Here is a 23,653-nt window from a genome sequence, read left to right as displayed (position 1 = left end):
GACACTATTATGAGATTTATTCATCTTGCAGACGTGCATCTGGGCGCTGTTCCTGACAGGGGCTGCCCATGGAGCAAAGAGCGGGAGGAAGAAATCTGGAGCACTTTCCGCCGGGTTATTGCGGGCATCCGCGAAGATCCGGTGGATTTGCTATTTATATCCGGAGATCTGTTCCACCGCCAGCCGCTTATGAGAGAGCTTAAGGAAGTGAATTATCTGTTTTCCACCATTCCGGACACCAGAGTGTATCTGATGGCGGGAAACCATGATTTTATCAGCAGGGATTCTTTTTACAATACATTTGAGTGGAATTCCAATGTGACTTTTTTCAAAAGCAGAGAACTGACCTGTGTCAAAGATCCAAGGCTGGATGTTTATGTGTACGGACTCAGTTATTATGACAGAGAAATCAAAGAAGGGCTTTATGATAAAGCTGTGCCGATTCAGGAAGAGGGAATTCATATTCTTCTTGCCCATGGCGGAGATGAGAAACACATTCCGTTAAGTGCGGCTTCCCTGGCTGCGGCAGGATTCGATTATGTGGCACTGGGACATATCCATAAACCACAGATTCTGATTCGTGACCAGGCCGCTTTTTCAGGTGCGCTGGAGCCCATCGACAGGAATGATACCGGAGAACATGGCTATATGGAAGGACGTCTGGTGGATGGGAGAATCCGCACGGAATTTGTTCCGTTTGCCTGCCGTTCCTATCAGCAACTGGTGATGCCTCTTCATGAAGAAACAACGCAGATTTCCTTGGAAGAAGCTGTGAAATCTCAGATTTTCCGCAGAGGCGGCAGGAATATCTACCGGATTATCCTTCAGGGAATGCGGTCGCCGGATATTCTTCTGATTCCGGAAAAACTGAAAAGTCTGGGAAATATCACAGAGGTGGTAGATGAATCCTGGCCTGCCTATGATCTGGAAGATCTTTATAAACGGTACAGCGGTACGCTGATTGGCGATTATATCGGTTATTTTCTTGCCAAGGGAAGGATGGATACTGTGGAAAAAAAGGCACTGTATTATGGACTTCAGGCACTGCTTGAGACAAGCAGCAGGCGATAACCAGAAAGCGCAGGAGGATAGTGGAAGATGGTTATCAGACGTTTGAAAATAAAAAATTTCGGTAAAATACGGGATAAGGATATGGAACTTTCTCCGGGGATCAATGTACTTTACGGAGAGAATGAGAGCGGGAAAACAACAACACATACCTTTATCCGTTCCATGTTTTACGGGGTTCGCAGACTTCGTGGAAAAGCCTCTCAGAATGATACATATACGAAATATGAACCCTGGGAAAATCCGGCGGAATATGGCGGAATTCTTTGGTTTACAAGTAAGGGAAAGAATTATCGTCTTACCAGAAATTTTTACAAAGAAAAAAAACTGGGGGAGCTTCTCTGCGAGGATGATGGAAGTCTTGTGGATGCGGAACAGGGAGCTCTAGGTACGATTCTCGGAAATGTGAGTGAGGCAGTTTATGATAACACGGTTTCCGTGGCGCAGCTGAAAAGCGTTACCGGAAAAGATCTCGTCCGCGAACTGCAGAACTACATGGCAAGCTATCAGGGAACCGGCGACAGTTCCGTGGATATGGGACGTGCCATGCAGATGCTGAAAATGTCCAGAAAAGGATATCTGACAGAATCTGCACGCAGAAAAAAAGACCTGGAAAAAGAAAAGGAAAAAATTTCCGCAAATATGGAATATATCCGTCGGGAAATCAGAGAACTGGATGAAAAGCGGGACAGAATTACACAGCAGCAGAATGGCATGAATATGGGAACCCGGGATAAAAGCACGGAAGATCTTCTGGAACTTCGAATTGACCGTGTGAAAAGAAGACGGGAGCTTAACGGGGCATTCCTGGCGGTTGTTCTTCTGTGCGGTATTGCCGGAACCGGCTGCCTGGCAGCTTTTTCCGGACAGATTATTTTAAGTCTCCTTGCCGGTGTGGCAACAGCGGGAGTTACAGTGGCAGCTTTGTTTTTCCATGTACGGCTGAGCCGGGAACTGAATAAAAGAGAACGTCAGAGAGAGCGCTGGCTTTCCAGACATGATGAACTGACCTGGAACCGCAACAGCCTGGACAGTGACTATGAAGAAAAATATACGGCACTTTCCAATCTTCAGTCAGAACTTCAGGAATGTGAGGAAAATACAGAGGTATTAACTCCGGAAGAAATGGAAATCCAGGCACTGAATATGGCTATGGATACGATTGAAGCACTTTCAGGAAACATCACCGAGCAGGTAGGAATCCGCCTGAAACGCCGTACCTCAGAAATTTTAAGTGAGATTACCGGTGGAAAATACCGGGAAGTTCTGATGGATGAGGAACTTCACATGTCTGTGAATACCGGTGACAGAACCGTTTCCATTGAACGGCTGAGCCGGGGGACTCTGGAGCAGATTTATTTTGCACTCCGTATGGCGGCAGGAGAGCTTTTTTGTAAAGAAGAACCGTTTCCTGTAATCCTGGATGATGTATTTGGAATGTATGACGAAGACCGGCTTGCGGCAGCTCTCCGGTGGCTTCATAAAGAAAACAGACAGGTGATTATAAGCACCTGCCACAAGAGAGAAATGGAAATTCTGGATAAAGAAGGAATTCCATATCAGAAACTTTTTCTGTGAGGATGAATAAAAAACAGCGGTTACACTTTCTGACAATCAGGATACTGATTACAGAAAGCGTAACCGCTGTTTCTTTTTTGGGATTATTTATTTCTCATACTGGCTCATGTAGTTTGTTACACAGCGTTTGATTCTGTCTACCGGATTCAGAAGGTGGCTGACAGAAGTATCATGATTCAAAGTATCAATAATCAGTGCGATGTACTTGCTCATATCACAGCTGATGTAGTATGGCTTCTCAAGAAGCTCCGGTGCCTGGTAAACCAGGTTGGTAGTAAGGAGTTTGTCGAAGTAGCCTTTCTTGTAAGCATCGTCAAATTTCTCAAGCCCGTCTGTGAAGAAACCGAATGTAGAACAGATATAAACCTTGCCTGCTCCTTTCTCTTTCAGGAGAGAAGCGATTTTCAGGATTGTATCACCAGAAGAAATCATATCATCGATCAGGATCATATCCTTGCCTTCAATCTTCGGTCCGAGGAACTCATATGCAGCGATCGGATGACGGCCGTTTACATATCTTGAGTAATCCAGACGTTTGTAGTACATACCCATATCAACACCAAGAACATTGGCAAGATAGATTGCACGGCTCATGCTTCCCTCGTCCGGGCTGATGGTCATGAAGTGATCTTTGTCGATGTGGAGTCCTTCTTCATTTTTAAGAAGAGCCTTGATAAACTGGTAAGATGGCTGTACAGTCTCAAAGCCGTGAAGAGGAGTTGCGTTCTGTACACGGGAATCATGTGCGTCAAAGGTGATGATATTCTCAACACCCATGTCGATCAGCTCATGAAGTGCATTGGCACAGTCAAGAGACTCTCTTCCGACACGCTTGTCCTGGCGGCTCTCATAAAGATATGGCATGATTACGTTGACTCGGCGGGCCTTTCCGCCTACAGCGGCAATAACACGCTTCATATCCTGGAAGTGATCATCCGGGGACATAAGATTTGTGTAAGGTCCGATCGGATAGGATAAGCTGTAGTTAGTTACGTCTACCATAACGTAGATATCATCGCCACGGACAGATTCATTGATGGTACATTTACCCTCGCCGGAACCGAAACGTGGAGTCTTGGCATCGATGATGTAAGAGTCACGCTTGTATCCCTCGAATGCGAAGGAATCCATTCCAGGATACTGTCTTTCGGCACGCCATTTAACCAGCCAGTCGTTCACCTTCGCACCTAATGAGCTGCAACTCTGAAGGGGAATCAGTCCAAGTCTTCCTACCGGGAGTGTGGAAAAATCTTTTGTAGTTACCTGTGCCATTTTAATTTCCTCCTAAAAATATTTTCTGTATACGGATGTCTTTCCCGATCAGCGATATCATCTGATAATTGCTGGCAATACGGGAAAAGGTTCTCTCGGAATAGGTATCCGAGAAATTCTTGAGCGTCAGATTCGTGGAAATGATCGTAGATTTTCTACGCATGATCCGTTCATTGAGACAGAGAAAAAGCTGTGAGGATACGAAACTGTTGGTAAGTTCCGTTCCCAGATCATCAATGATAAGAAGATCACAGTCATAGATCAGTTCCTCATCCGTGCCGGTATCTTTTCTGGAAAAAGAATTCGCAGCCATCATATCAAAAAGATCGTAGGCTGAAAAGTACAGGACACAGTGTGTGGATCTGAGAAGCTCCCGTGCGATGCAGTGTGAAAGAAATGTTTTTCCCACACCGGTATCGCCATACAAAAACAGGTTTTCAAATTTATAGTCGAAGTCCTGCACAAAGCGCTGCGCAGTATCGTAGGCCCGTCTGGCTGTTTCCAGTGCAGACAGTCCCGTGGCTTCGTTTTTTATTGTAGCAGAATAATAGTCAAATGAAAAGCTGTCAAAATTCTCTTTTTCCAGAATTTCGTTCAGATTGGACTGAGCATAGAGCAGTTCGATCTCAGCTTTCTTAAAACAGGTGCATTTTTTGCTGCCAATGTAGCCGGTGTCCTGGCAGGCAGGACAGGTATAAGGCATTTCCAGATAATCTCCGGGGAAACCGTTGGCAACGAGAAGAGTGATACGCTCATCGGAAAGCTCCTGAATGGCGGCTTTCAGATCAGCAGTGCCCTTCTCTTCTTTGTTTAGGAGACGCCGTACTTTAGCTGCGCTTAAGGTTGCCACCTCATCGTCAATTTCTTTCAGACGGGGGATTTTTCCGTAAGCCTCGGCAGTATGTTCTTCCAGAATCCGGTGGTTCTGTGCCTGACGGCGGCTGTATTCTCTCATTATAGTATCATACTGAAAATTCTGTAAAGGCATAAAAAGCTCCTTCCAGTTTCTGTTACTGGTTGTTTAAAAGACGTTTTTCGTATTCTGCAAAATCATAATCACGCTGGTGGAAATTGTTGAAACGGTTATTATTCTGGGGCTGTGTGGCTTGCTGCTTTTTGGGGGCAACAGATTTCTCAAGCTGACGTTTCTTGTGTTCGGCGTCCAGAATACGGATATCCTCCAACGTATGTACATTTTTCTTTTTCCAGCCCGAGAGTATTTTATCTGCATACTGGAAACTTGGCTGTCCGGTAGCGAGAACTGTCCGGCTACAGGCTTCCTGGATCAGGTCCAGGTCAAAACCGTAAGTCTTGCGCCAGGTATCAATATAAGTGATTTCGTTATCAACCGGATTACGGCCGCTGATTCCCATTGCTTTCAGAATGGTATAATAATCTTTTGAAAAACGGGAGCTGGCATCGCGGGCCATTTCAACGGTGGTGACGCCGTCTTTCGCCCAGGCGAGGGCAACAGTTTCAATATAACGCATACTCTTGCGGCCTCTGGAAACACAGTATTCCACAAGATATTCAATCAGATCCGCGGACATGTGCAGTTCATCATAGAAGAAAAGAATCTTCTGCATTTCCGTAGGAGTCAGTGTCTTGGCAAGGTACTGCTCGGCGATGTAGAGAAGCTGGCTGATCTCTTCTTTCTGTTTCAGCTCCTTAATCCGGTCCGGAGTAAGGCTGCGGATATAATCAGAAGATTCCGGAATGGTGGTATCTGTATTACCGGAAACGGCAGCAGGTGTTGTCTGAGCAGCAGTTGTACCTGCTTCCATGGAAGCGCTGCTCTCCATATGACCGGCGTCCGCAAATGGTTCCAGAAGAGTAATTCCGGAAAGCTGCTGGTTGGCTGTATAGGTCAGTGAAACCAGTTTCTCAGATTCCCAGTATTTCAGTGCACGGGAGATATCTCTTTCAGTGCAGAAGAGGCAGTCAGCCATACGCTCCAGACTGAAAGAAGAAGGAGCGGCAGATACCATCCGCAGAAGATAGATATATACCTTCACGAACTCTCCGTTGGCACGCGGCATAAAATTGTCAATAAAACGATTGGAAAGAATCGTCACCTCCTGTTCGGAGGAATTCTGAAGCGAAACCAGACTCATGATCAGCAGCTCCCTTTCTTTATCTTTTTCTTTAAGCGGTGCAAAAGCCCGCTTTTGCTAAACAGGATTATAGCACAACCACTTTTAGTTGAGAATAGTTTATTTTCACAGGGGGTGTGCATCAATCCACATGTGGAAAATGTGGATAATGTGGAAAACTTTGAGGATAACATTATCAGCAACTTGCAAAAACCTCGATTTTATAAGAAAAATGCGGTATTTGTTGAAATTGGCTGTTGAATTATGTCAAGTGGGTTATACACAAAAAAATCCACATGCCAGGCACGTCTGGAATGTGCATAAGCATGTGGATAATGTGGATAACTATTTTCCGAGGAGGTGTTCTCCAATATTTACAACGTCTCCGGCGCCCATAGTTATCAACAGATCACCATGTGCACAACTTTTTAAGAGGAAGCTCTCGATTTCATCAAAAGTCGGGAAATATTCGCAGGGGGTTCCAAGTTCCTGGATCTGTTTCTGGAGATCCTGGGAAGAAATACCAAGATCGTCTGTTTCACGTGCGGCATAAATATCAGCCAGCACAACATGGTCAGCCAGAGTCAGGGCTTTTGCAAATTCAGGAAGAAGAGCCTTGGTACGTGTGTAGGTATGAGGCTGGAATACACACCATACTTTCTGATGCGGATAATTCTTCGCCGCGTGAAGGGTAGCTTCGATTTCTGTTGGATGATGTGCGTAATCATCAATGATGGTAACGCCGCCGATTTCTCCCTTGTACTGGAAACGGCGGTCTGTGCCTGTAAAGCTTCCGAGGCCTTTGACAATCACATCATCCGGAAGATCCAGAAGGCGTCCTACGGCAATGGCGGCCAATGCGTTGGAGACATTGTGGATGCCCGGTACACGAAGGTAATAGCTGCCGATTTTTTTGCCCTGGAAAAGAACAGAGAAGGAAGGATGTCCGTATTTATCCCAGGTGATATCTGCAGCTGTATAATCTGCGTCATGCTCAAGACCGTAAGTAAGAACATGACATGGAAGATCACGGGTAATAGTTTCATATTCCGGTGTGTCAGCATTGATGATCAGGGTGCCGTCAGCAGGAAGAAGTTCTGCAAACTTCCGGAAGGAATGGCGGATATCGTCAATATCCTTGAAGAAATCCAGATGGTCCGCATCCATGTTCAGGATGACACTGATTTTCGGGAAGAAGCTTAAGAAGCTGTTGGTATACTCGCATGCCTCTGTAACAAAAGTTTCAGAATTTCCGACGCGGATATTTCCGTGGATAGCAGGAAGGATTCCTCCTACACTGATGGTAGGATCACATTCGCCCTCAAGAAGGATGTGGGAAACCATGGAAGTTGTGGTGGTTTTTCCGTGGGTACCGGAAATTGCGATCGGTGTATCGTAGTTACGCATGATCTGACCGAGAAGTTCCGCACGTGTGAGCATTGGAAGCCCTTTTTCTTTTGCACAGGCGAATTCCGGGTTGTCCGGATGGATTGCTGCTGTATAAACAACCACGTCCACATCATCTTTGATGTTGGCTGCACGCTGTCCGTAGTAGATTACGGCACCGCGCTCTTCCAGGGTACGGGTCAGCGGACTGGCCTTGGCATCGGAACCGGAGATCTTAAAATCTTCTTCCAGAAGGATCTCTGCGAGGCCGCTCATGCTGATGCCGCCGATGCCGATAAAATGAATATGGAGTGGTTTATGAAAGTCTATCTGATACATAATAATCTCCTTATATATGTTATTTTCGGGGTTCTTTAGTCTGTTTTATTATAACGCCAACAGAAACAATTGAAAAGTGGTACTTTTGGATAAAAAATGGTTTTCTACGGAGTGTAAAAGTAACTAGAAAATATTGTTGAAAAATGTTGAAATTTACCAGAAGAATGAAAAGAATGACAAGTCTTACCAATTTATAGTATACAATAGCGATAAAAAAAGTAAAACGCAATCAAAATAATTGTAAAAAATGTTCACTAATACAGTAAAGTATGTTATAATTAAATAATCATAACATACAAGAGGTGATCGCATGATTAAGAAAGAGATGATTGCCATGCTCTTGGCCGGTGGGCAAGGTAGCAGGTTAGGAGTTTTGACAGAAAAGGTTGCAAAGCCGGCAGTCGCTTTTGGTGGTAAATATCGTATTATCGATTTTCCACTGAGCAATTGTATTAACTCGGGAATTGATACGGTGGGTGTGCTGACACAGTATCAGCCGCTTCGCCTGAATACACATATTGGGATTGGTATTCCGTGGGATCTGGACCGTAATGAAGGCGGTGTTACAGTTCTTCCGCCATATGAGAAGAGCACAAGCAGCGAATGGTACACAGGAACTGCAAATGCGATTTATCAGAACCTGGCTTATATGGAACAGTATAACCCGGATTATGTACTGATTCTTTCCGGTGACCATATTTATAAGATGGATTACGAAGTGATGCTGGATTTCCACAAGGTGAACAAGGCAGATATTACCATTGCATGTATGCCTGTTCCGATCGAGGAAGCCAGCCGTTTTGGTATTATGGTCACTGATGAGAGTAACCGTATCACTGAATTTGAGGAGAAACCGGAACATCCAAGCAGCAATCTTGCTTCTATGGGTATTTATATTTTCTCATGGCCGGTTCTGAAGGAAGCGTTGATTGCGCTGAAAGATCAGAACGGATGTGATTTCGGTAAACATATTCTTCCGTACTGCAAGGAGAAGGGACAGCGCCTTTTTGCCTATGAGTACAATGGTTACTGGAAAGATGTCGGAACACTGGGTTCTTACTGGGAAGCAAATATGGAGCTGATCGATATCATTCCGGAGTTTAATCTCTATGAAGAATTCTGGAGAATTTACACCAAGGGTGATGTGATTCCTCCGCAGTATATTTCCGAAGATGCGGTTGTGGACAAATGTATCATTGGTGAGGGAACCGAAATCTACGGTGAAGTACATAATTCAGTAATCGGTCCGAATGTTGTTATTGGCAAGGGCAGTGTGATCCGTGATTCTATCATCATGAAGAACACATCTGTTGGTGAGAATGTTGTTATGGATAAAGCCATTGTGGCAGAGGATGTTGTTGTGGGAAATAACGTTGTAATCGGATGTGGTGAGGAAGCACCTAATGTTCTGAAACCTGCCGTATATTCCTTCGGCCTTGCGGCAATCGGAGAAAACAGCGTGATTCCGGACAATGTTAAGATCGGTAAGAATACCGCCATCTCAGGCGTTACAACGAAAGAAGACTACCCTGACGGAGAGCTGGCAGCTGGCCAGGTAATTGCAGCAAAGGACGGTGGGAAAGAATGAGAGCGATAGGTATTATTTTGGCAGGCGGTAACAATAACCGTATGAGAGAATTATCAAACAAAAGAGCGATTGCGGCGATGCCTATTGCAGGAAGCTACCGTGCAATCGATTTTGCCCTCAGTAACATGGCGAATTCACATATCCAGAAGGTTGCTGTGCTGACACAGTATAATGCCCGTTCCCTCAATGAGCATTTAAGCTCATCCAAATGGTGGGATTTCGGAAGAAAGCAGGGAGGGCTTTATGTTTTTACGCCAACCATTACCAGAGACAACAGTTTATGGTATCAGGGAACTGCTGATGCGATTTATCAGAATCTGACTTTCCTTAAGAACAGCCATGAACCGTATGTTGTAATTGCTTCCGGCGATGGAATCTACAAGCTGGATTACAATAAAGTTCTGGAGTATCATATTGCGAAACGTGCAGACGTTACCGTTGTATGTACCACATGCCAGGATCAGAGCCAGGTTGAGAGATTTGGTGTTCTTCGTATGAATGAAGACTGCCGGATTGAGGAATTTGAGGAGAAACCGATTGTTTCTTCTTATAACACTGTGTCTACAGGTATCTATGTCATCCGCAGAAGACAGCTGATTGAGCTGATCGAGCGTGCGGCCCAGGAGGGAAGACATGATTTTGTAAATGATATTCTCATCCGATATAAGAATCTGAAGAGAATTTATGGATATAAGATCGATACCTACTGGAATAACATCTCTACTGCAGAGGCTTATTATCAGACAAATATGGATTTCCTGAAACCAGAGATCCGTAATTATTTCTTTAAACAGGAACCTGCAATCAAGACCAAAATTGCAGACGTGCCACCGGCAAAATATAATCCTGGTGCAGCTGTAAAGAACAGCCTGATATCCAGTGGATGTATTATCAACGGAACCGTAGAGAATTCTGTTTTGTTCCGTGATGTATTTGTAGGCAATAACTGTGTAATCAAAAACTCTGTAATTCTCAATGATGTATACCTTGGAGATAATACACATATTGAGAATTGCATTGTTGAGAGCCGGGATACCATCCGGGCGAATTCATATTACTGCGGCGAAGAAGGAGAAGTGAAAATCGTCGTGGAGAAAAACGAGCGCTACGTATTGTAAATGCAGAAATTCCCGCAGATACGTTTAGCGAAATGAAAGGGGCAAGTAACAATGAATATTACAGATGTACGTGTGAGAAAGGTAGCAAAAGAAGGGAAAATGAAGGCCGTTGTGTCTGTCACTATAGATGACGAGTTTGTGGTACATGACATTAAGGTAATCGAAGGAGAGAAAGGTCTGTTTATCGCAATGCCGAGCCGCAAGGCAAGTGACGGAGAATATCGCGATATCGCACATCCCATTAACTCCGCAACAAGAGAGCGGATTCAGACCATTATCCTGGACAAGTATCAGGAAGTAATGGCTGAGGAAGCTGAAAATGAGGTTCTTATGGAGGCTGCAGAGTAAATACAGCCAAAGGGTGTATGGCAATGACAGCGGAGAAAGATCCGCATAGCTGACGACTTGGGAATTGAGACTGCATAAGATAAGGTAAATAAAAAGCTGTTGTTTTACATGGAAAATCTGTAAAGCAGCAGCTTTTTTGGTGGGCTTTTGTTGCAGAGAAATTGTAATTATTACGTATTTGTTACAGAAATAAAATAAAATTGTTGCTTTTTATGAAAAATGTGTTATACTATAACCCATGAAAGGACGAAAGGTGTTTATATGAAGAATAGAAAAGTTTTCACATTACTGCTGACAGGTATGCTCACCCTTTCCATGGGAAGCACTGTATATGCATCCAGCACAGAAGCTGCCATTGCAGATGCACAGGCGCAGAAACAGGCCGCTCAAGAGGGTCTGGCGCAGGTACAGAGCAGCATCGGAAGTCTGGAGAGCAAGAAGCAGGAGCTGGAGAGCTATCTGGCCGATTTAAACGCACAGTATGAGGATCTTACCAACAGTATTGCAGAACTGAGCATTCAGGCTGCCGAGAAGGAAGAAGAATTAAATAGAGTAAAAACCGAACTTACAAAAGCAAAAAAAGCTTCTGCAGATCAGTACGAATCCATGAAGCTTCGAATTGCATATATGTATGAGAATGCCGGAACTTCCGCATTGGAAACATTGCTTTCCTCCGAGAGCCTGGCAGAATTTCTGAACCGCGCAGAGAATGCGATCCAGATTTCCACATACGACAGAAATATGCTGGATAAATACATAAGCCTTCAGAAAAATATTCAGGAAAATGAACAGAAGGTAGAGACAGAATCAGCAGAGATTGATAATCTGATGACAGAGCGTGCGTCCAAACAGCAGGAAGTGCAGTCCATGGCCGCAAGTACAAGCAGCGATATCAACTCTTATGTGAGTCAGATCAGTGCCAGCCAGGAAGAAGCCCAGCAGCTGATGGCGGATATCAGCAATGCGGACAGCAGTATTACTGCTCTGGTACAGCAGGCAGAAGCTGAGAAAGCAGCCGAAGAGAAAAGACAGGCGGAAGCTGCAGCAGAGGCGAAGAGACAGGCAGAGGCAGAAGCAGCAGCTGAGGCGGAAGCCGCACAGGATACAGAAGAGAGCGATGCAGACAGCAGTTCCGGTTCTGAGGATACAGCAGCGGATGATTACGATTACGGATATGACCCGGATGAGGATACTACAGAATCTTCCAGCAGCTCTACAAGTTCTGAGGTTGTTGTAGAGGAAGAAGATGAGGAAGACGATGTACAGTCTGGAAGTTCTTCAGATTATTCTGATGAGAGTTCTGAGGACACATCATCCGAAGATACATCTTCAGATACAACCGATACATCTTCAGATTCCGGTTCTTCCAGTCAGGGAACTTACCTTGGAAACTTTACACTGACTGCATATTGTAACTGTGCACAGTGTTGTGGTACAGCAGGTAATCTTACAGCCAGTGGTACGGTTCCGACAGCAGGACGTACAGTTGCAATGGCAGGAGTACCTTTTGGAACCAAACTTCTGATCAATGGTAATGTATATACAGTAGAGGATCTTGGAACTCCTTACGGACATGTAGATATTTATTGTGGAAGCCATGAGGAGGCATTAAGTTTCGGACTTCAGTCTGCGGATGTATATCAGGTAGGCTGATTCTGACAGGGGGAGAAAATATATAAGATGAAGACAGCACCGCAGAATCGTGTTACGATTTTCTGTGGCGCTGTTTTTTGCGGTAACAGGGTTACAAAAATTTTCTATAAATATGGGGTACCAGGAATCTCCGGATAGGTTCCCATGCCGATAAGAAGTTCAAGTCCTGTCTGACGGCCTTCCAGTACGGCTGCTTTTACTGCACTGGCGTCACCGGAGATGGCAATGATTACCTCGTTGGAATGGCTGGTGCCGATATCCGGGGTCATGTATTTAGTAATGGAAACAGCAGCGGATTTTACGGCATTGTCAGCCATAACAAGTCCGATTGCGGCGGGGGAACCTGCCATGAATCCGAATGCTTCACCAAGTGGTGTGCCGAAAGCTTTATGGATTGCAGGGCCTGCGCTGGCAGAAAAAGCAAATTCCAGATGTCCGGATTCGCTGATGTAAACTTCACCGGCATTTTTGTTGGTCAGTTCCAAAGCCAGTGAAATGGCGTGGCGTACATCGGATACGTCATTTCCACCAAGTACAATGTAGTTTCCATGTCCGCCCCAGCCTTTTGTGTCTCGTGGAAGTTCAATGGAAAGAACTTCCGTATTGGTTGCTTTTACTGCATCATCAATGGCTGTGATCTGTCCGGCAGCACCTGTTCGGGAACTGAAAAGTCCGAGACAGTGGTATTTTGTGCCGACATTCATCTGCTGAAGAAGGGAATCGTCAACTCCGGAAATCACAAGTCCGATGGTGTCAAGGACTGCAGTTCCCACGAATTCCGTCCGGGTGCAGGTTGTGCTGATGTTGTGTATATCATGTATATCCATATGGAAAAATCCCCCTTTTTAGGCTGAAAAATCATTACTTTCAGTATAACATCGGAGAAGAAATTTTGAAAGCAGAAAAAACGTAAACTGTAAGAGAAGAAATTGGTTGACAATCTAAACGCGCTGTGTTAAATTATTAACAGCAAAAGACGGAAATCATTAGGAAAAGATGTAAGACGATTTTCCGGCAGGGAAAGCAGAAAAGGAAAGAGAGGACTTAGGTTATTATGACAACAGCGGCAGCAACCAGAAGCAAGACTTACGATCTTGTTTATATCGCGGTTTTTGCAGTAGTGATGGCAGTTTGCTCATGGATTTCCATTCCGGCACAGGTACCATTTACTTTGCAGACATTTGGTGTATTTATGGCAGTAGGTGTACTTGGAGGAAAAAGGGGAACTCTGGCAGTTCTGGTTTACGTTCTTCTTGGAGCTGTAGGCGTTCCGGTATTTGCGGGATTTTCCGGAGGAATCGGATCTCTTCTTGGAAATGCAGGTGGATATATTATCGGATTTATCTTTTCCGCACTTGTTATGTGGGCCATTGAAAGTGTTTTTGGCAGAAAGCCGGTTGTTCAGATCATTTCCATGATCATTGGACTGATCGTATGCTATGCATTTGGAACCGCATGGTTTATGTTTGCTTACACAAGAAGCACAGGTCCGGTAGGTCTGATGGCAGTTCTTGGCTGGTGCGTATTCCCGTTTATCATTCCGGATCTTATCAAGATCGCACTGGCTTATGTTTTATCAGGAAAGGTACGTAAATATGCAAGATAAAAGCATTGCTGCGGCATATGCTTCTGATGAGGGCACAGAGGAAATAATCATTCCTCTGCGCCCTCATCATGGTATGTGCCTGGCGTATTTTAAGGGGGAAGGCTACAGTAACGGTTTTACTGCACATATGTCCGAGATGCTGAAGATTTTTCTGGAGGGAAAGAAAATAAGGCTTCATGTGGATACGGATGAGATCTGCTCTGCCTGTCCGAATAATCTGGGCGGACATTGCGAAGCCGGAGATAAAGTGGCAGAGTATGACAATGCCGTGCTGGAAAAATGTGGACTGAAGGCCGGACAGACATTGCACTTCAGCGAATTTACAAAAAAAGTACAGGAAAAAATCCTTGCGATGGATAAACGTAAGGAAATCTGTGGAAACTGCCAGTGGAACAGTATCTGCGAAGAACAGAAGAGCCGCTGGGCATAAAAGAAAGCAAAAATATAGAAATATAAAAAGTATATGATCTGAGAATGCCGGAGGAAATGGCAATGGCTGTTGCATTTCCTGAAATGATGTCTTGGAATATATACTTTTTTTATTTGAAATATCAGATAATAATATAAATATTTTGAAAACAATTTCTAGTTGAGAAAAAAACAACAATAACCGTGAGGCTTTTTTGCCAGATATGTATAGACAAATAATTTAAGCATTGATAAAATGACAATATGTTAGTTTGAACAAACTAAAGCGTGCTTGACAGAGCACTTCTGCAGAAACTGACATATGTTGAATATCCTGCAGAAGAAATTTCAATTAACCAGAGCAGCTGTAAGGTCATAATCTGGTATAAAGTCGTGTAATATAAAAGACAAAGAGGAGGACAGGTATGCATAAGTGGAAGCTTTTTAAGAAGTCAGCTGCACTCGTTCTGAGTTCAGCGGTGATCGCGTCAGGAGTGCCGGTAACGGCAATGGCGTCTGAGGCGGAAGTTTTTAGTGATGTGTCAGGAGAAACACAAGGAGAGACAGCACAGGAAGAAGGAGAGAACGAGGATCAGGAGTCGGTTTCCCAGGACCAGCTGGAAGTTGGTGAAGCTGATATTCAGTCGGAAGAGCCGGAAGAAAGTGATGCAGAAGCTATTCAGGAAGAAGTAGCAGAAATTTCAACAGAAGAGATTCAACAGGAAGAGGAACCGCAGATCCAGGAGGATACAGAAGAGGCATTCGGTGATGGAGAAGCATTTATGGCAGAAGCAGGCGAGGTTCTTCAGGATGCTTCTGAGATCACTGTTGCAGGAGTGAAATATCTCTGGTCCATGCAGCCGGCAGAGGGATATACACAGATAGGAACAACAGGCGTTTATGTAAAAGTGGCAGACGGGCAGACAGCTCTGAACGGAAAGCTGTACGGAACGACAACCTTAAGTTATTCGGAATTTTATGCCGGGGATACCACTCAGGAGAGCTATGACGCTATCACTTCGGCAACAACGAGTAAAAATCAGATTTTTGCTAATGAGGACAGCACAGAGGTGACCTCTTCCGGATATCAGATCCAGGGTGTGAAGAATGTAAGTGTTGCAGTGGACGCGGAAACCTATGTAGATGCACAGGCGCTGAAAGCTGCTTCCAAGCTTCCGAGAGAGGGTGTCTATACAGAGGCAGCAGATATTACATTGAATGAAGCGCCGTCACAGGAAACAGGACAGTATAAAACACTGAATACAGACGGAACATACAGTGCAACAAAATTCGATGTAAAAGCAACAGTCACAGATGCATCTGCCCAGATCCAGGCACCATCGATCTGGGGCGATTACATGCTGGTGGTAAAAGAAGCCAGCACAAAATATCTCCGCAATTCCAGGCAGGGTGATTTTGCCGTAGGTGGAAATACACTGGGAGTGATCCTTGAAACTGCCTGTGGTAAGAAGGTAGGACTTCGTCATACCTATGAAATCTGGGTACAGCCTTATGAACTTGCATTTTCAGCAGAGTCCGGGCTTATCGGGGAAAAAATTTCAAAAGTGACTTATATTACTCCGGATGGTTCCTACGTATATGAGTTTGGAGATAAAGCACCTCTTGTGAAAAAACAGCCTGAAGAGGGAATGAAAGTACAGGCGGCTTTTGTAAAAGAGAGTACAACCCAGATTAAAGTGGACGGACTTGACAAATATGAAAATCCCAAAGTTTCTGTCTATTATACAACAGGAAGCGGACATGGAAAGCAAACAACCTATGTCGTAGACCATGCAGTGGCAGAAAACGGAATTGTAACTTTTGACAGCAGTGTTGCCAGAGCAGAAGATGAGATCTACACAGTTATGATCTCAAGCGACAATTACGTGGATATGACAAAGAATATCACGCTGACAGGAGAGCCGATCACAGTTGCCAATGTATCTTATTACTGGGTAAAAGGAGCAACAGAAGGATATACACAGATTCCGGGAAGTGATATTTATTATAAAGTGGCAAACGGTCATGAAGCGCTGACAGGAAATCTTTATGGTACAGCGACTCTGACATATGAGGAATTTTATGCAGGAGATGCAACGAGCCGCAAATATGATTCCGTTACATCTGCTACAACCAGAAAAAGCACTGCTTTCGGAAATGCAGATGTTCAGAATCTGACAGAAAATGGATATGAGATCGCAGGAGTAAAAAAGGTTAGTGTAGCTACAGATGCAAAAACGTATGTAGAGGCGCGGATCCTTTCAGAAGCGGGAGAACTTCCGGAAAGCGGAGTATATACAGAAGCAGCAGGGATCACCCTGGGGCGTACTCCGGCGGTAGAGCCTGGGCAGTATAAAAAATTGAATACAGATGGAACATACAGTGCTACAAAATTTAATGTAAAGGCAACTGTGACAGATGCGGAGGCAACACTCAATACATCTTCTCGTTGGGGAGATTATGAGATCAAAGTAAAAGAAACCAGCACAAAATATCTCCGCGACACAAAGAGTGATGCTGATTTTGCAGTTAACTCCGGGATCCAGGGAATGATCCTGGAAACAACAGATGGCGGAAAATATGGTATGCGCCATATGAGCGAGATGTGGCTGCAGGTATATGAGGTTGCGTTTGCAAAAGATGCAGGTCTTGCAGGAAAAACCGTAAACAGGATTACATATATCATGGCAGATGGAGCTTATGTATATGAGTTTGCAAATGGTATTTATATCAAACCGCAGGCAACAGAAGCAATGGCTGTTTCTCCGGAATTTACAGACAGTACCCATGTAAAACTTGCAAATCTTGATAAATATAAAAATCCGAAAGTATCTGTTTTCTATACAACAGGTGTGGGACATGCTTCAAAGACAACATATCTTGCACAGGATGTGGCTGCCGCAAATGGAGTGGTTACATTGGATTCCACTGTAGCGAGACCGGAGAATGAAACTTATACGGTAAAAGTTTCCAGTGATGATTATGCGGATGTTTCTGTTCAGCTGGTGTATGGAACAATTGCCTTTAAAGAAAAGTCGGGAATTCTTTACATTGGAAGTTCCAGACAGCTTGAAGCTACAGGTGAGAACTGCAAAGATGTAACATATTCTTCCAACAATGAAAAAGTTGCATCTGTGGACGCAAACGGAAAAGTAACTGCAAAGGCAGCGGGAACAGCCGTGATCACGGCAACATCTGCAGCAGGAAAGGCTGCACAGTACAAACTTACGGTAAAAACTCCATCCGTGAAACTGAATGTTTCAGCAAAAACACTTTATGTAAAAGGAACTCCGGCTACTGTTACACTGAAAACAACAACAGCAGGTGTTACCGGAAAAGTAACTTATACAAGCAGTAAATCTTCCGTTGCTTCTGTAGACGCAAAAGGAAAAGTAACTGCTGCGTCAGCAGGAACTGCTGTAATTACAGCAAAATGTGGTAATTATAAAGCAACCTGCAAAATTACCGTTAAAAAACCAACTGTAAAAGCTACGGCATCCGTAAACACTTTGTTTGTAGGCGGGACAAGTCAGGTTAAGGTGGACAGAACAGGGCTTACCGGAAAAGTAACTTATGGAAGCAGCAGTAAATCCGTTGCCACAGTAAGTACAAGCGGAAAGATAACAGCGAAAAAAGCCGGAACAGCTACGATCACAGTAAAATGTGGAAGTTACAAAGCAACCTGCAAGATCACTGTTAAAAAAGGCAGCCTGAAGATCACGTCTAAAACTGCGGTAACTGTAAAGACAAAGAAAACAACAACCATCAAGGCGACAGCTACTTCAAAGGCAAAGATCACTTACAGAAGCAGCAATACAAAAATTGCAACGGTAAGCAGCAAGGGTGTTGTCAAAGGTGTGAAAAAAGGAAAAGCTGTTATCTATGTAAGCAGTAACGGAGTTACAAAGAAAGTGACAGTTACAGTAAAGTAATATCCGCTGATATTCCATCTGAAATATTATAACCGAAATATAAAAAACCTTTCCAGAAACCACTTCAGGTCTGCGAAAATACAGTCCTGAAGTGGTAAAAAATAAAAAATTCGATTTTTTTGAAAAATTTTGATTTTTTCTATTGACAAAGGACAGAAACTCTAATATAATAGCTCTTGCAGTTGAACAACACACAAACAACTGAAAACAAAATAACGAAGCGTGGCTCAGTTTGGTAGAGCGCTGCGTTCGGGACGCAGAGGTCGCAGGTTCAAATCCTGTCGCTTCGACTAAAGCTTTAAGAATCCCTTGGCTGAGGGATTCTTTTTTGTTTATGAAAAATAAAAGAACGTAAGTTTGAGTTACCTCGTGTTACCACGACAGGAAAGCCGGAATGGGAATGTACGCTTTCCTGGAATGATTTCCTGCAATTTTCATATATATTAACGAAACCGAAATATCGGAGGGACGTGCGTTGGCTGGATATCAGCGTTTTGTTGCATATGTATATGAGTATCGCAAAGGAAAAAAAGACAGCAGCAGCGGCTATGTGAGAGTGGAAGCAAGAGATCGGCGGTGTCTGATTGAAGTTCATCTTCGCTGTGTTGGGCTGGAGCCGGGGAGCCGGTGCCGGGTGTACGGATTTGTGCGGCGGGAAGGCCTGATGGATGGAATCTTGATCGGAAGCTGTGTGACCGGGCGGGAACAGATTGAGTGTGTTCTGGAAACAGAGACGGAGAATATCGGGGATAGGGGAAAAAATCTCCGGGATCTTGGGGGAATGCTGCTGATTTCAGACGCAGGAGGATTCTGGGGAACAGAGTGGGATGACCAGCCCATCCGGCCGGAGAATTTCCGGGAGTGGAAGAAGGAGAAAACGGAGCCGCAGAAAAAATCGGAGAAAACAGGCATAGAAAAGGCAGGAGCGGAGGAGCAGAAAAATCAGAAGGAAGCAGACAAGATTATGACGGTGGAGGAAGTTCAGGAAGAAGAGGAAGGGATTTCCGCGAGCATGATGAATCAGGAGTCAAAGAAAGTGCCGCAAGAGGACAGAATTGTTCCGGAAGAGAATAAGCTGGAGATGTCAGAAGCAGGCCCCCCACATCCAGGCCCGGGCCCAAGGCCACCGGAACCACCGCATCCAGGTCCGCGGCCGCCCAGACCACCGCGCCCGGTTCCAGGTATCCCCTACGATCCATTTAACGATGGTCAGTTTACAGACTGCCGCAAGATCAAACCATCCGACTGCAGTACCCTGTGTAGAAAAAACGGCTGTTTCTGCAACAACCGTTTTGTCATGTACGGATATCAGAATTTCGGGCATCTTCTGCTGTGTCAGAACTACCGGGGACAGTACATACTGGGAGTCCCCGGCAGCTACAGTCAGCAGGAACGATTTATGGCAAATATGTTCGGTTTTCCCTATTTCAGAGAAAGCCCTGAAATTCATATTCCGGGAGGAAAAGGCGGATACTGGTATTGTTTTATCAATGTCTGAACAGAATAATTCTCCGGAATTACAGATCCATACCACGAATTTCAACTATCGGGATTGTCCGAGAAAGGATATCCCGGTAGTTTTTCATTTCATCCTCTGAGCAGGAAGAAAATCCGGGCATCAGAACTCCATCGGAATCCCGGTAAGCCTGAAGATAATAAGCCTTTGCATCATGTAGCCACTGACCGATTTCCAGGAAATCTTTTTCTGTATGAAGCTCCCGTACAACGGTGGTACGAAATTCATAGTCCAGATCGCCCTTCAGCAGCCACATGGCAGTTTCACGGATGGCATCCAGGTCGGCAGCTACACCGGTAAGCACATGATAATTGGAAGGACAGGCCTTGATATCCATGGCGACCTTGTCGATGAGGCCATCGGCTGCGAGATTTTTTACCACAGAAGGACGGGAACCGTTGGTATCAAGTTTTACATCGTAGCCAAGATTTTTGATTTCATGAAGAAAATCCGGAAGCTCAGCGGAGAGCGTCGGTTCTCCACCGGACACGCACACGCCGTCCAGAATTCCCTTCCTTTTTTTCAGAAAAGAGAGAATCTCTTCCCGGGAATATTCCGGCTGTGTATCCGGTTCCACAACAAGCGCGCCATTCTGGCAGAACGGGCAGCGGAAGTTGCAACCGCCAAGAAAAATGGTGCAGGCAACACGGCCCGGGTAATCCAGTAAAGTTGTTTTATTAAATCCACATATTTTCATAGGAAAATCCCCTTATTTATCTTATTTATGATACTACAAGCATACTCTCCCTCGGGAAAAGCCGCAAGAGCATGATTGCACAGGAAAGGAAAAAAACGTATAATTTATTCCAATTAATAGCCTTATATTGCAAAAGAAAGGATATAGACATGGCAGAACATACATTGTTAAGAAAACTGGAAAGCCTGTGGGGAGTTCCAATTTTTTATGCAGACGAAACAGGGGAAAATATCCAAAGTCTTGGAGTGTTTTCTGAAAAACAGAATCCGTTGACTGTATCTGAAGAATTGCGTCGGTCTCTGATCTGCCAGGCAAAAGAACAGAATGTACCGGCTATTTGCAAAATATCCGGGAAAATCTATTTTTTCTGCGTACAGAGTGGAGAAAAATATTATCTGTCAGGCCCTGTTTGTGTGGAACAGCTAAGTTATGTGGAAATTCACCAGTTTTACAAAAAATACCATATGTCTGTGAGGGAGGAGCGCCATCCGGACAGAATGACCCTGAACCGGATGCTGAATTTCGTAAGTTTTCTGTATGAGCTCCTGGAAGGAAACGATGTACAGCCAGACGATCTTATGGAGAAAAACAACCTCATCGAGGAAAAAGAGATCCGGGAGGAGAACGATACGGTTCGTATCGAACTGGATAAACCAGATGGGACAGCTTACCACCATACATACATGGAAGAACGCTATGTAATGGACTGTATCCGAGAGGGAAACGTGGAGGAAATTAATGAGCGGGCATCCGGACTCTTTGAAAAAGCAGGAATTCTTTCCAAGAAACATTTTAATAATCAGCGAAATCTGGCTATTGTAACAACAACTATGGCTACAAGAGAGGCCATAGCGGGAGGCGTAGCGCCGGCAGATGCCTACCGCCTCAGCGACTATCTGATTAACCAGATTGATCAGTGCCAGACAATGGAAGAGATGATTGAGCTGAACCGAAGATGTCTTTATAAATTTACAAAACTGGTGGCAGATACCAAAAAAACGAGAAATTTTTCCAGCTACACAGAACAGTGCAAGGATTATATCTCCCAGAATTATCACCATAAAATCTATCTGGAGGATATTGCAGAAGCCATTGGAATCAGCCAGGGGCATCTTTCCAGGATTTTCCGTCAGGATACAGGGGAAAAGATTCAGGATTATATTCTGAAATTCCGCGTAAAAAGAGCTGCCAATCTCCTGAAATATTCGGATGCGACTCTGTCGGAGATCAGCGATTATGTCTGCTTTAATTCCCAGAGTCATTTTGGCAGTGTATTTAAAGAATTTATGAAGATGACTCCCAGGCAATATCGGGAAAAATATAAGCGTAAGGAATTTTATTCCTGAATGAGTTTATAAAAATATTAGAATTATGTTGGAAAAATAACAAAAACATCAAAAATATGATAACGAAAATCGAAAATCTTTGCTTATAATATGCTTGTGGTTGAGACATACCTAATTGATCCGCCAGGAGCAGGGCGCGCAGAAAAATTTACATGTTCTGAAACGGATCGTTAAATCAACATAAAAAAGGTGGAGGAAAGAAATGCAAAAGTTAAAACACGAACCGGCATATTATGAAACGACAAAGTTTAAATGGAGACAGCGTATCGGTTTTGGTATCAGTGACTATGCTTGTAATCTTGCATACCTTCTTGCCAATACATATCTTCTCTTCTATTACACAAACTGCGCGGGACTTGCAGCTGGAGCTGTTGGATTTATGTTCGTTGTAACAAAATTCATCGATGCTTTCACAGACTACATGGTAGGTGCAATGATCGACCGTACAGATACAAAAATGGGACGTTACCGTCCGTGGATGCTTTATGGAGCACCGGTCCTTGCAGTTGGTATGGTTCTTCTGTTTTCCGTTCCGACAGGATGGAGCGCAGGCGCAAAACTTGCATGGGCATATGTAACTTACGTTATCTTCTCATTTGGTTACACTCTGGTAAACATTCCGATGGCACCGATCGTATCTTCTTTGTCACCGTCCGCAACAGAGCGTACAAAGATTTCAACAACACGTACTGTATTTTCAAACCTTGGATCACTGACCTCTTCCCTGTTTGTGCTTCCGATGGTATACTTCTTCTCCGGATCCAAAAATGCAACAGGAGCAGCACTGGCTACCGGATACCGTAACACAAACATTGTACTTGGAATCATCGTTATCATCATCATGGCAATCTGCGTATTCTCTATCGTGGAGATCAACCCGCCGACACAGTCCGCAGGAAAAAGCTCCCTTGTTAAAGATATCAGCAGCCTTGTAAAGAACAAATATTACATCATGTTCCTGGGTGAGGTATTCTTCCTCTTCCTTGGATACCTTTCCATGTACGGAGCAATGCAGTATTACTATACTTACATTGTTGGTGATGTAAGCGGAATGTCACTTGCACTTACTTTACTTACCTTACTTGCTATCCCGACCATGATCCTTGCCGCTTACCTCAATGGTAAGGGAATCGCGAAGATCAAACTGATCCAGTTTGGTGCGATTGTAGATATCATTGGTTATGCAATCCTGTTCTTCACATCTGACGGAACAATTGCAACCGCAGCACTTGGACTGATCGGACTTGGATTTGGTTTCCGTTCCAGTATGTTCTTCTCCATGATGCCTGACATCTTTGACTACACAGAGTGGCAGGTAGGAAGAAACCTTGGTGGAACACAGAACGCAATCCAGGGATTTGTAAACAAAGTTTCATCTGCAGCAGCATCTGCTATCGTATCTGCTCTTCTTGTATGGGGTAACTACGATGCATCCAAACTTGACAAAGCAATCGCAGATGGTGTAGATATCGCAACAAAATATCCGCAGACACATACAGCAATCAACTTTGCATTTGGTGGTCTTGCGCTGGTATCTACAGTGATGGCAGTTGTTGTACTTCTTCCGTATGATCTGGATAAAAAATATCCGCAGATTCGTGCAGATCTTGACAAACGCCATAAAGAGAACGCATAAAACAATACAGAAATCAAAATAAGGAGCATCGAAAGGTGCTCCTTTCAATTACAGAAAAAGAAATTTTCA

The 23,653-nt window shown here is 44.2% G+C and carries 18 protein-coding genes and 1 tRNA gene; 13 read left to right on the top strand and 6 right to left on the bottom strand.

Annotation, left to right across the window (positions count from 1 at the left end):
• Positions 1-9: 9 nt before the first annotated feature.
• Together G5B06_RS06980 and G5B06_RS06975 are read left to right on the top strand one after the other, a co-directional pair.
• Positions 10-1,071, top strand: a complete 1,062-nt coding sequence (locus G5B06_RS06980; protein WP_173762348.1) for a metallophosphoesterase family protein — start codon at positions 10-12, stop codon at positions 1,069-1,071.
• Positions 1,072-1,098: 27 nt separating this feature from the next.
• Positions 1,099-2,646, top strand: coding sequence for an ATP-binding protein (locus G5B06_RS06975; protein WP_173771620.1), 1,548 nt, complete (start codon positions 1,099-1,101; stop codon positions 2,644-2,646).
• A gap of 87 nt (positions 2,647-2,733) precedes the next feature.
• Here G5B06_RS06975 and G5B06_RS06970 read toward each other — a convergent pair whose 3' ends face one another.
• The 4 genes from G5B06_RS06970 to murC form a co-directional block, all read right to left on the bottom strand.
• Positions 2,734-3,918 carry a ribose-phosphate pyrophosphokinase gene (locus tag G5B06_RS06970; protein ID WP_148445899.1) on the bottom strand — a complete coding sequence of 395 codons (1,185 nt, stop codon included), beginning with the start codon at positions 3,916-3,918 and terminating at the stop codon, positions 2,734-2,736.
• Position 3,919: 1 nt separating this feature from the next.
• Positions 3,920-4,906: an ATP-binding protein gene (locus G5B06_RS06965; protein WP_148445897.1), complete on the bottom strand. Its 987-nt coding sequence runs from the start codon at positions 4,904-4,906 to the stop codon at positions 3,920-3,922.
• A 22-nt stretch (positions 4,907-4,928) separates the two neighbouring features.
• A complete protein-coding gene (locus G5B06_RS06960; RefSeq protein ID WP_173762345.1) occupies positions 4,929-6,032 on the bottom strand; it encodes a DnaD domain protein in 1,104 nt (367 codons plus the stop codon).
• A gap of 324 nt (positions 6,033-6,356) precedes the next feature.
• Positions 6,357-7,736 (bottom strand): UDP-N-acetylmuramate--L-alanine ligase, encoded by a 1,380-nt coding sequence (murC, locus tag G5B06_RS06955; RefSeq protein WP_173762344.1) that lies wholly within the window; start codon positions 7,734-7,736, stop codon positions 6,357-6,359.
• A gap of 310 nt (positions 7,737-8,046) precedes the next feature.
• Between murC and G5B06_RS06950 the strand changes: the two genes are divergently transcribed.
• From G5B06_RS06950 to G5B06_RS06935, 4 genes are all read left to right on the top strand, one after another.
• Entirely contained in the window at positions 8,047-9,324 is a 1,278-nt protein-coding gene (locus G5B06_RS06950; protein ID WP_173762343.1) for a glucose-1-phosphate adenylyltransferase, read from the top strand.
• Positions 9,321-10,442, top strand: a complete 1,122-nt coding sequence (gene glgD / locus G5B06_RS06945) for a glucose-1-phosphate adenylyltransferase subunit GlgD (protein WP_148445890.1) — start codon at positions 9,321-9,323, stop codon at positions 10,440-10,442. The genes G5B06_RS06950 and glgD overlap by 4 nt, the downstream gene beginning before the upstream one ends.
• 51 nt (positions 10,443-10,493) lie before the next feature.
• Positions 10,494-10,790 carry a septation regulator SpoVG gene (spoVG, locus tag G5B06_RS06940; RefSeq protein ID WP_148445888.1) on the top strand — a complete coding sequence of 99 codons (297 nt, stop codon included), beginning with the start codon at positions 10,494-10,496 and terminating at the stop codon, positions 10,788-10,790.
• A 261-nt stretch (positions 10,791-11,051) separates the two neighbouring features.
• Positions 11,052-12,443, top strand: a complete 1,392-nt coding sequence (locus tag G5B06_RS06935) for a hypothetical protein (RefSeq protein ID WP_173762342.1) — start codon at positions 11,052-11,054, stop codon at positions 12,441-12,443.
• Positions 12,444-12,547: 104 nt separating this feature from the next.
• On the opposite strand, the gene pduB is transcribed toward G5B06_RS06935, so the two are convergent.
• Positions 12,548-13,270 (bottom strand): microcompartment protein PduB, encoded by a 723-nt coding sequence (gene pduB, locus G5B06_RS06930; protein ID WP_021977988.1) that lies wholly within the window; start codon positions 13,268-13,270, stop codon positions 12,548-12,550.
• A 227-nt stretch (positions 13,271-13,497) separates the two neighbouring features.
• Here pduB and G5B06_RS06925 point away from each other — a divergent pair, with 227 nt between their 5' ends.
• The 5 genes from G5B06_RS06925 to G5B06_RS06905 all read left to right on the top strand — a co-directional run bounded on the left by G5B06_RS06925 (position 13,498) and on the right by G5B06_RS06905 (position 19,887).
• Positions 13,498-14,049 (top strand): biotin transporter BioY, encoded by a 552-nt coding sequence (locus G5B06_RS06925; protein WP_148445884.1) that lies wholly within the window; start codon positions 13,498-13,500, stop codon positions 14,047-14,049.
• The gene (locus G5B06_RS06920) at positions 14,039-14,479 is read left to right on the top strand and encodes a DUF1284 domain-containing protein (protein WP_173762341.1); all 441 of its coding nucleotides are present in this window, start codon (positions 14,039-14,041) and stop codon (positions 14,477-14,479) included. Before G5B06_RS06925 ends, G5B06_RS06920 begins: the two co-directional genes overlap by 11 nt.
• Positions 14,480-14,882: 403 nt before the next feature.
• Positions 14,883-18,389, top strand: a complete 3,507-nt coding sequence (locus tag G5B06_RS06915) for an Ig-like domain-containing protein (protein ID WP_173762340.1) — start codon at positions 14,883-14,885, stop codon at positions 18,387-18,389.
• 216 nt (positions 18,390-18,605) lie between these two features.
• Positions 18,606-18,679 (top strand) — tRNA-Pro (locus G5B06_RS06910).
• A gap of 185 nt (positions 18,680-18,864) precedes the next feature.
• Positions 18,865-19,887: a DUF6128 domain-containing protein gene (locus G5B06_RS06905; protein WP_173762339.1), complete on the top strand. Its 1,023-nt coding sequence runs from the start codon at positions 18,865-18,867 to the stop codon at positions 19,885-19,887.
• Positions 19,888-19,906: 19 nt separating this feature from the next.
• On the opposite strand, the gene G5B06_RS06900 is transcribed toward G5B06_RS06905, so the two are convergent.
• Complete coding sequence (locus G5B06_RS06900) at positions 19,907-20,602, bottom strand: anaerobic ribonucleoside-triphosphate reductase activating protein (protein WP_173762338.1); 696 nt, start codon at positions 20,600-20,602, stop codon at positions 19,907-19,909.
• Positions 20,603-20,751: 149 nt separating this feature from the next.
• On the opposite strand from G5B06_RS06900, the gene G5B06_RS06895 reads away from it, so the two are divergent.
• Positions 20,752-21,948 carry a helix-turn-helix domain-containing protein gene (locus tag G5B06_RS06895; protein ID WP_173762337.1) on the top strand — a complete coding sequence of 399 codons (1,197 nt, stop codon included), beginning with the start codon at positions 20,752-20,754 and terminating at the stop codon, positions 21,946-21,948.
• 202 nt (positions 21,949-22,150) lie between these two features.
• Positions 22,151-23,584, top strand: coding sequence for an MFS transporter (locus G5B06_RS06890; protein WP_173762336.1), 1,434 nt, complete (start codon positions 22,151-22,153; stop codon positions 23,582-23,584).
• The last annotated feature ends 69 nt before the right edge of the window (positions 23,585-23,653 follow it).

The organism is Blautia luti (genome assembly GCF_013304735.1).
In the GTDB taxonomy this organism is placed as follows: domain Bacteria; phylum Bacillota; class Clostridia; order Lachnospirales; family Lachnospiraceae; genus Blautia_A.
This window is presented reverse-complemented; position numbering and strand designations above follow the sequence as displayed.

What these genes read in the sequence shown, in the direction of transcription:
- G5B06_RS06980 (WP_173762348.1), top strand. Translation starts at nt 10, where the DNA reads ATGAGATTTATTCATCTTGCAGACGTGCATCTGGGCGCTGTTCCTGAC.
- G5B06_RS06975 (WP_173771620.1), top strand. Translation starts at nt 1,099, where the DNA reads ATGGTTATCAGACGTTTGAAAATAAAAAATTTCGGTAAAATACGGGAT.
- G5B06_RS06970 (WP_148445899.1), bottom strand. Translation starts at nt 3,918, where the DNA reads ATGGCACAGGTAACTACAAAAGATTTTTCCACACTCCCGGTAGGAAGA.
- G5B06_RS06965 (WP_148445897.1), bottom strand. Translation starts at nt 4,906, where the DNA reads ATGCCTTTACAGAATTTTCAGTATGATACTATAATGAGAGAATACAGC.
- G5B06_RS06960 (WP_173762345.1), bottom strand. Translation starts at nt 6,032, where the DNA reads ATGAGTCTGGTTTCGCTTCAGAATTCCTCCGAACAGGAGGTGACGATT.
- murC (WP_173762344.1), bottom strand. Translation starts at nt 7,736, where the DNA reads ATGTATCAGATAGACTTTCATAAACCACTCCATATTCATTTTATCGGC.
- G5B06_RS06950 (WP_173762343.1), top strand. Translation starts at nt 8,047, where the DNA reads ATGATTAAGAAAGAGATGATTGCCATGCTCTTGGCCGGTGGGCAAGGT.
- glgD (WP_148445890.1), top strand. Translation starts at nt 9,321, where the DNA reads ATGAGAGCGATAGGTATTATTTTGGCAGGCGGTAACAATAACCGTATG.
- spoVG (WP_148445888.1), top strand. Translation starts at nt 10,494, where the DNA reads ATGAATATTACAGATGTACGTGTGAGAAAGGTAGCAAAAGAAGGGAAA.
- G5B06_RS06935 (WP_173762342.1), top strand. Translation starts at nt 11,052, where the DNA reads ATGAAGAATAGAAAAGTTTTCACATTACTGCTGACAGGTATGCTCACC.
- pduB (WP_021977988.1), bottom strand. Translation starts at nt 13,270, where the DNA reads ATGGATATACATGATATACACAACATCAGCACAACCTGCACCCGGACG.
- G5B06_RS06925 (WP_148445884.1), top strand. Translation starts at nt 13,498, where the DNA reads ATGACAACAGCGGCAGCAACCAGAAGCAAGACTTACGATCTTGTTTAT.
- G5B06_RS06920 (WP_173762341.1), top strand. Translation starts at nt 14,039, where the DNA reads ATGCAAGATAAAAGCATTGCTGCGGCATATGCTTCTGATGAGGGCACA.
- G5B06_RS06915 (WP_173762340.1), top strand. Translation starts at nt 14,883, where the DNA reads ATGCATAAGTGGAAGCTTTTTAAGAAGTCAGCTGCACTCGTTCTGAGT.
- G5B06_RS06900 (WP_173762338.1), bottom strand. Translation starts at nt 20,602, where the DNA reads ATGAAAATATGTGGATTTAATAAAACAACTTTACTGGATTACCCGGGC.
- G5B06_RS06895 (WP_173762337.1), top strand. Translation starts at nt 20,752, where the DNA reads ATGGCAGAACATACATTGTTAAGAAAACTGGAAAGCCTGTGGGGAGTT.
- G5B06_RS06890 (WP_173762336.1), top strand. Translation starts at nt 22,151, where the DNA reads ATGCAAAAGTTAAAACACGAACCGGCATATTATGAAACGACAAAGTTT.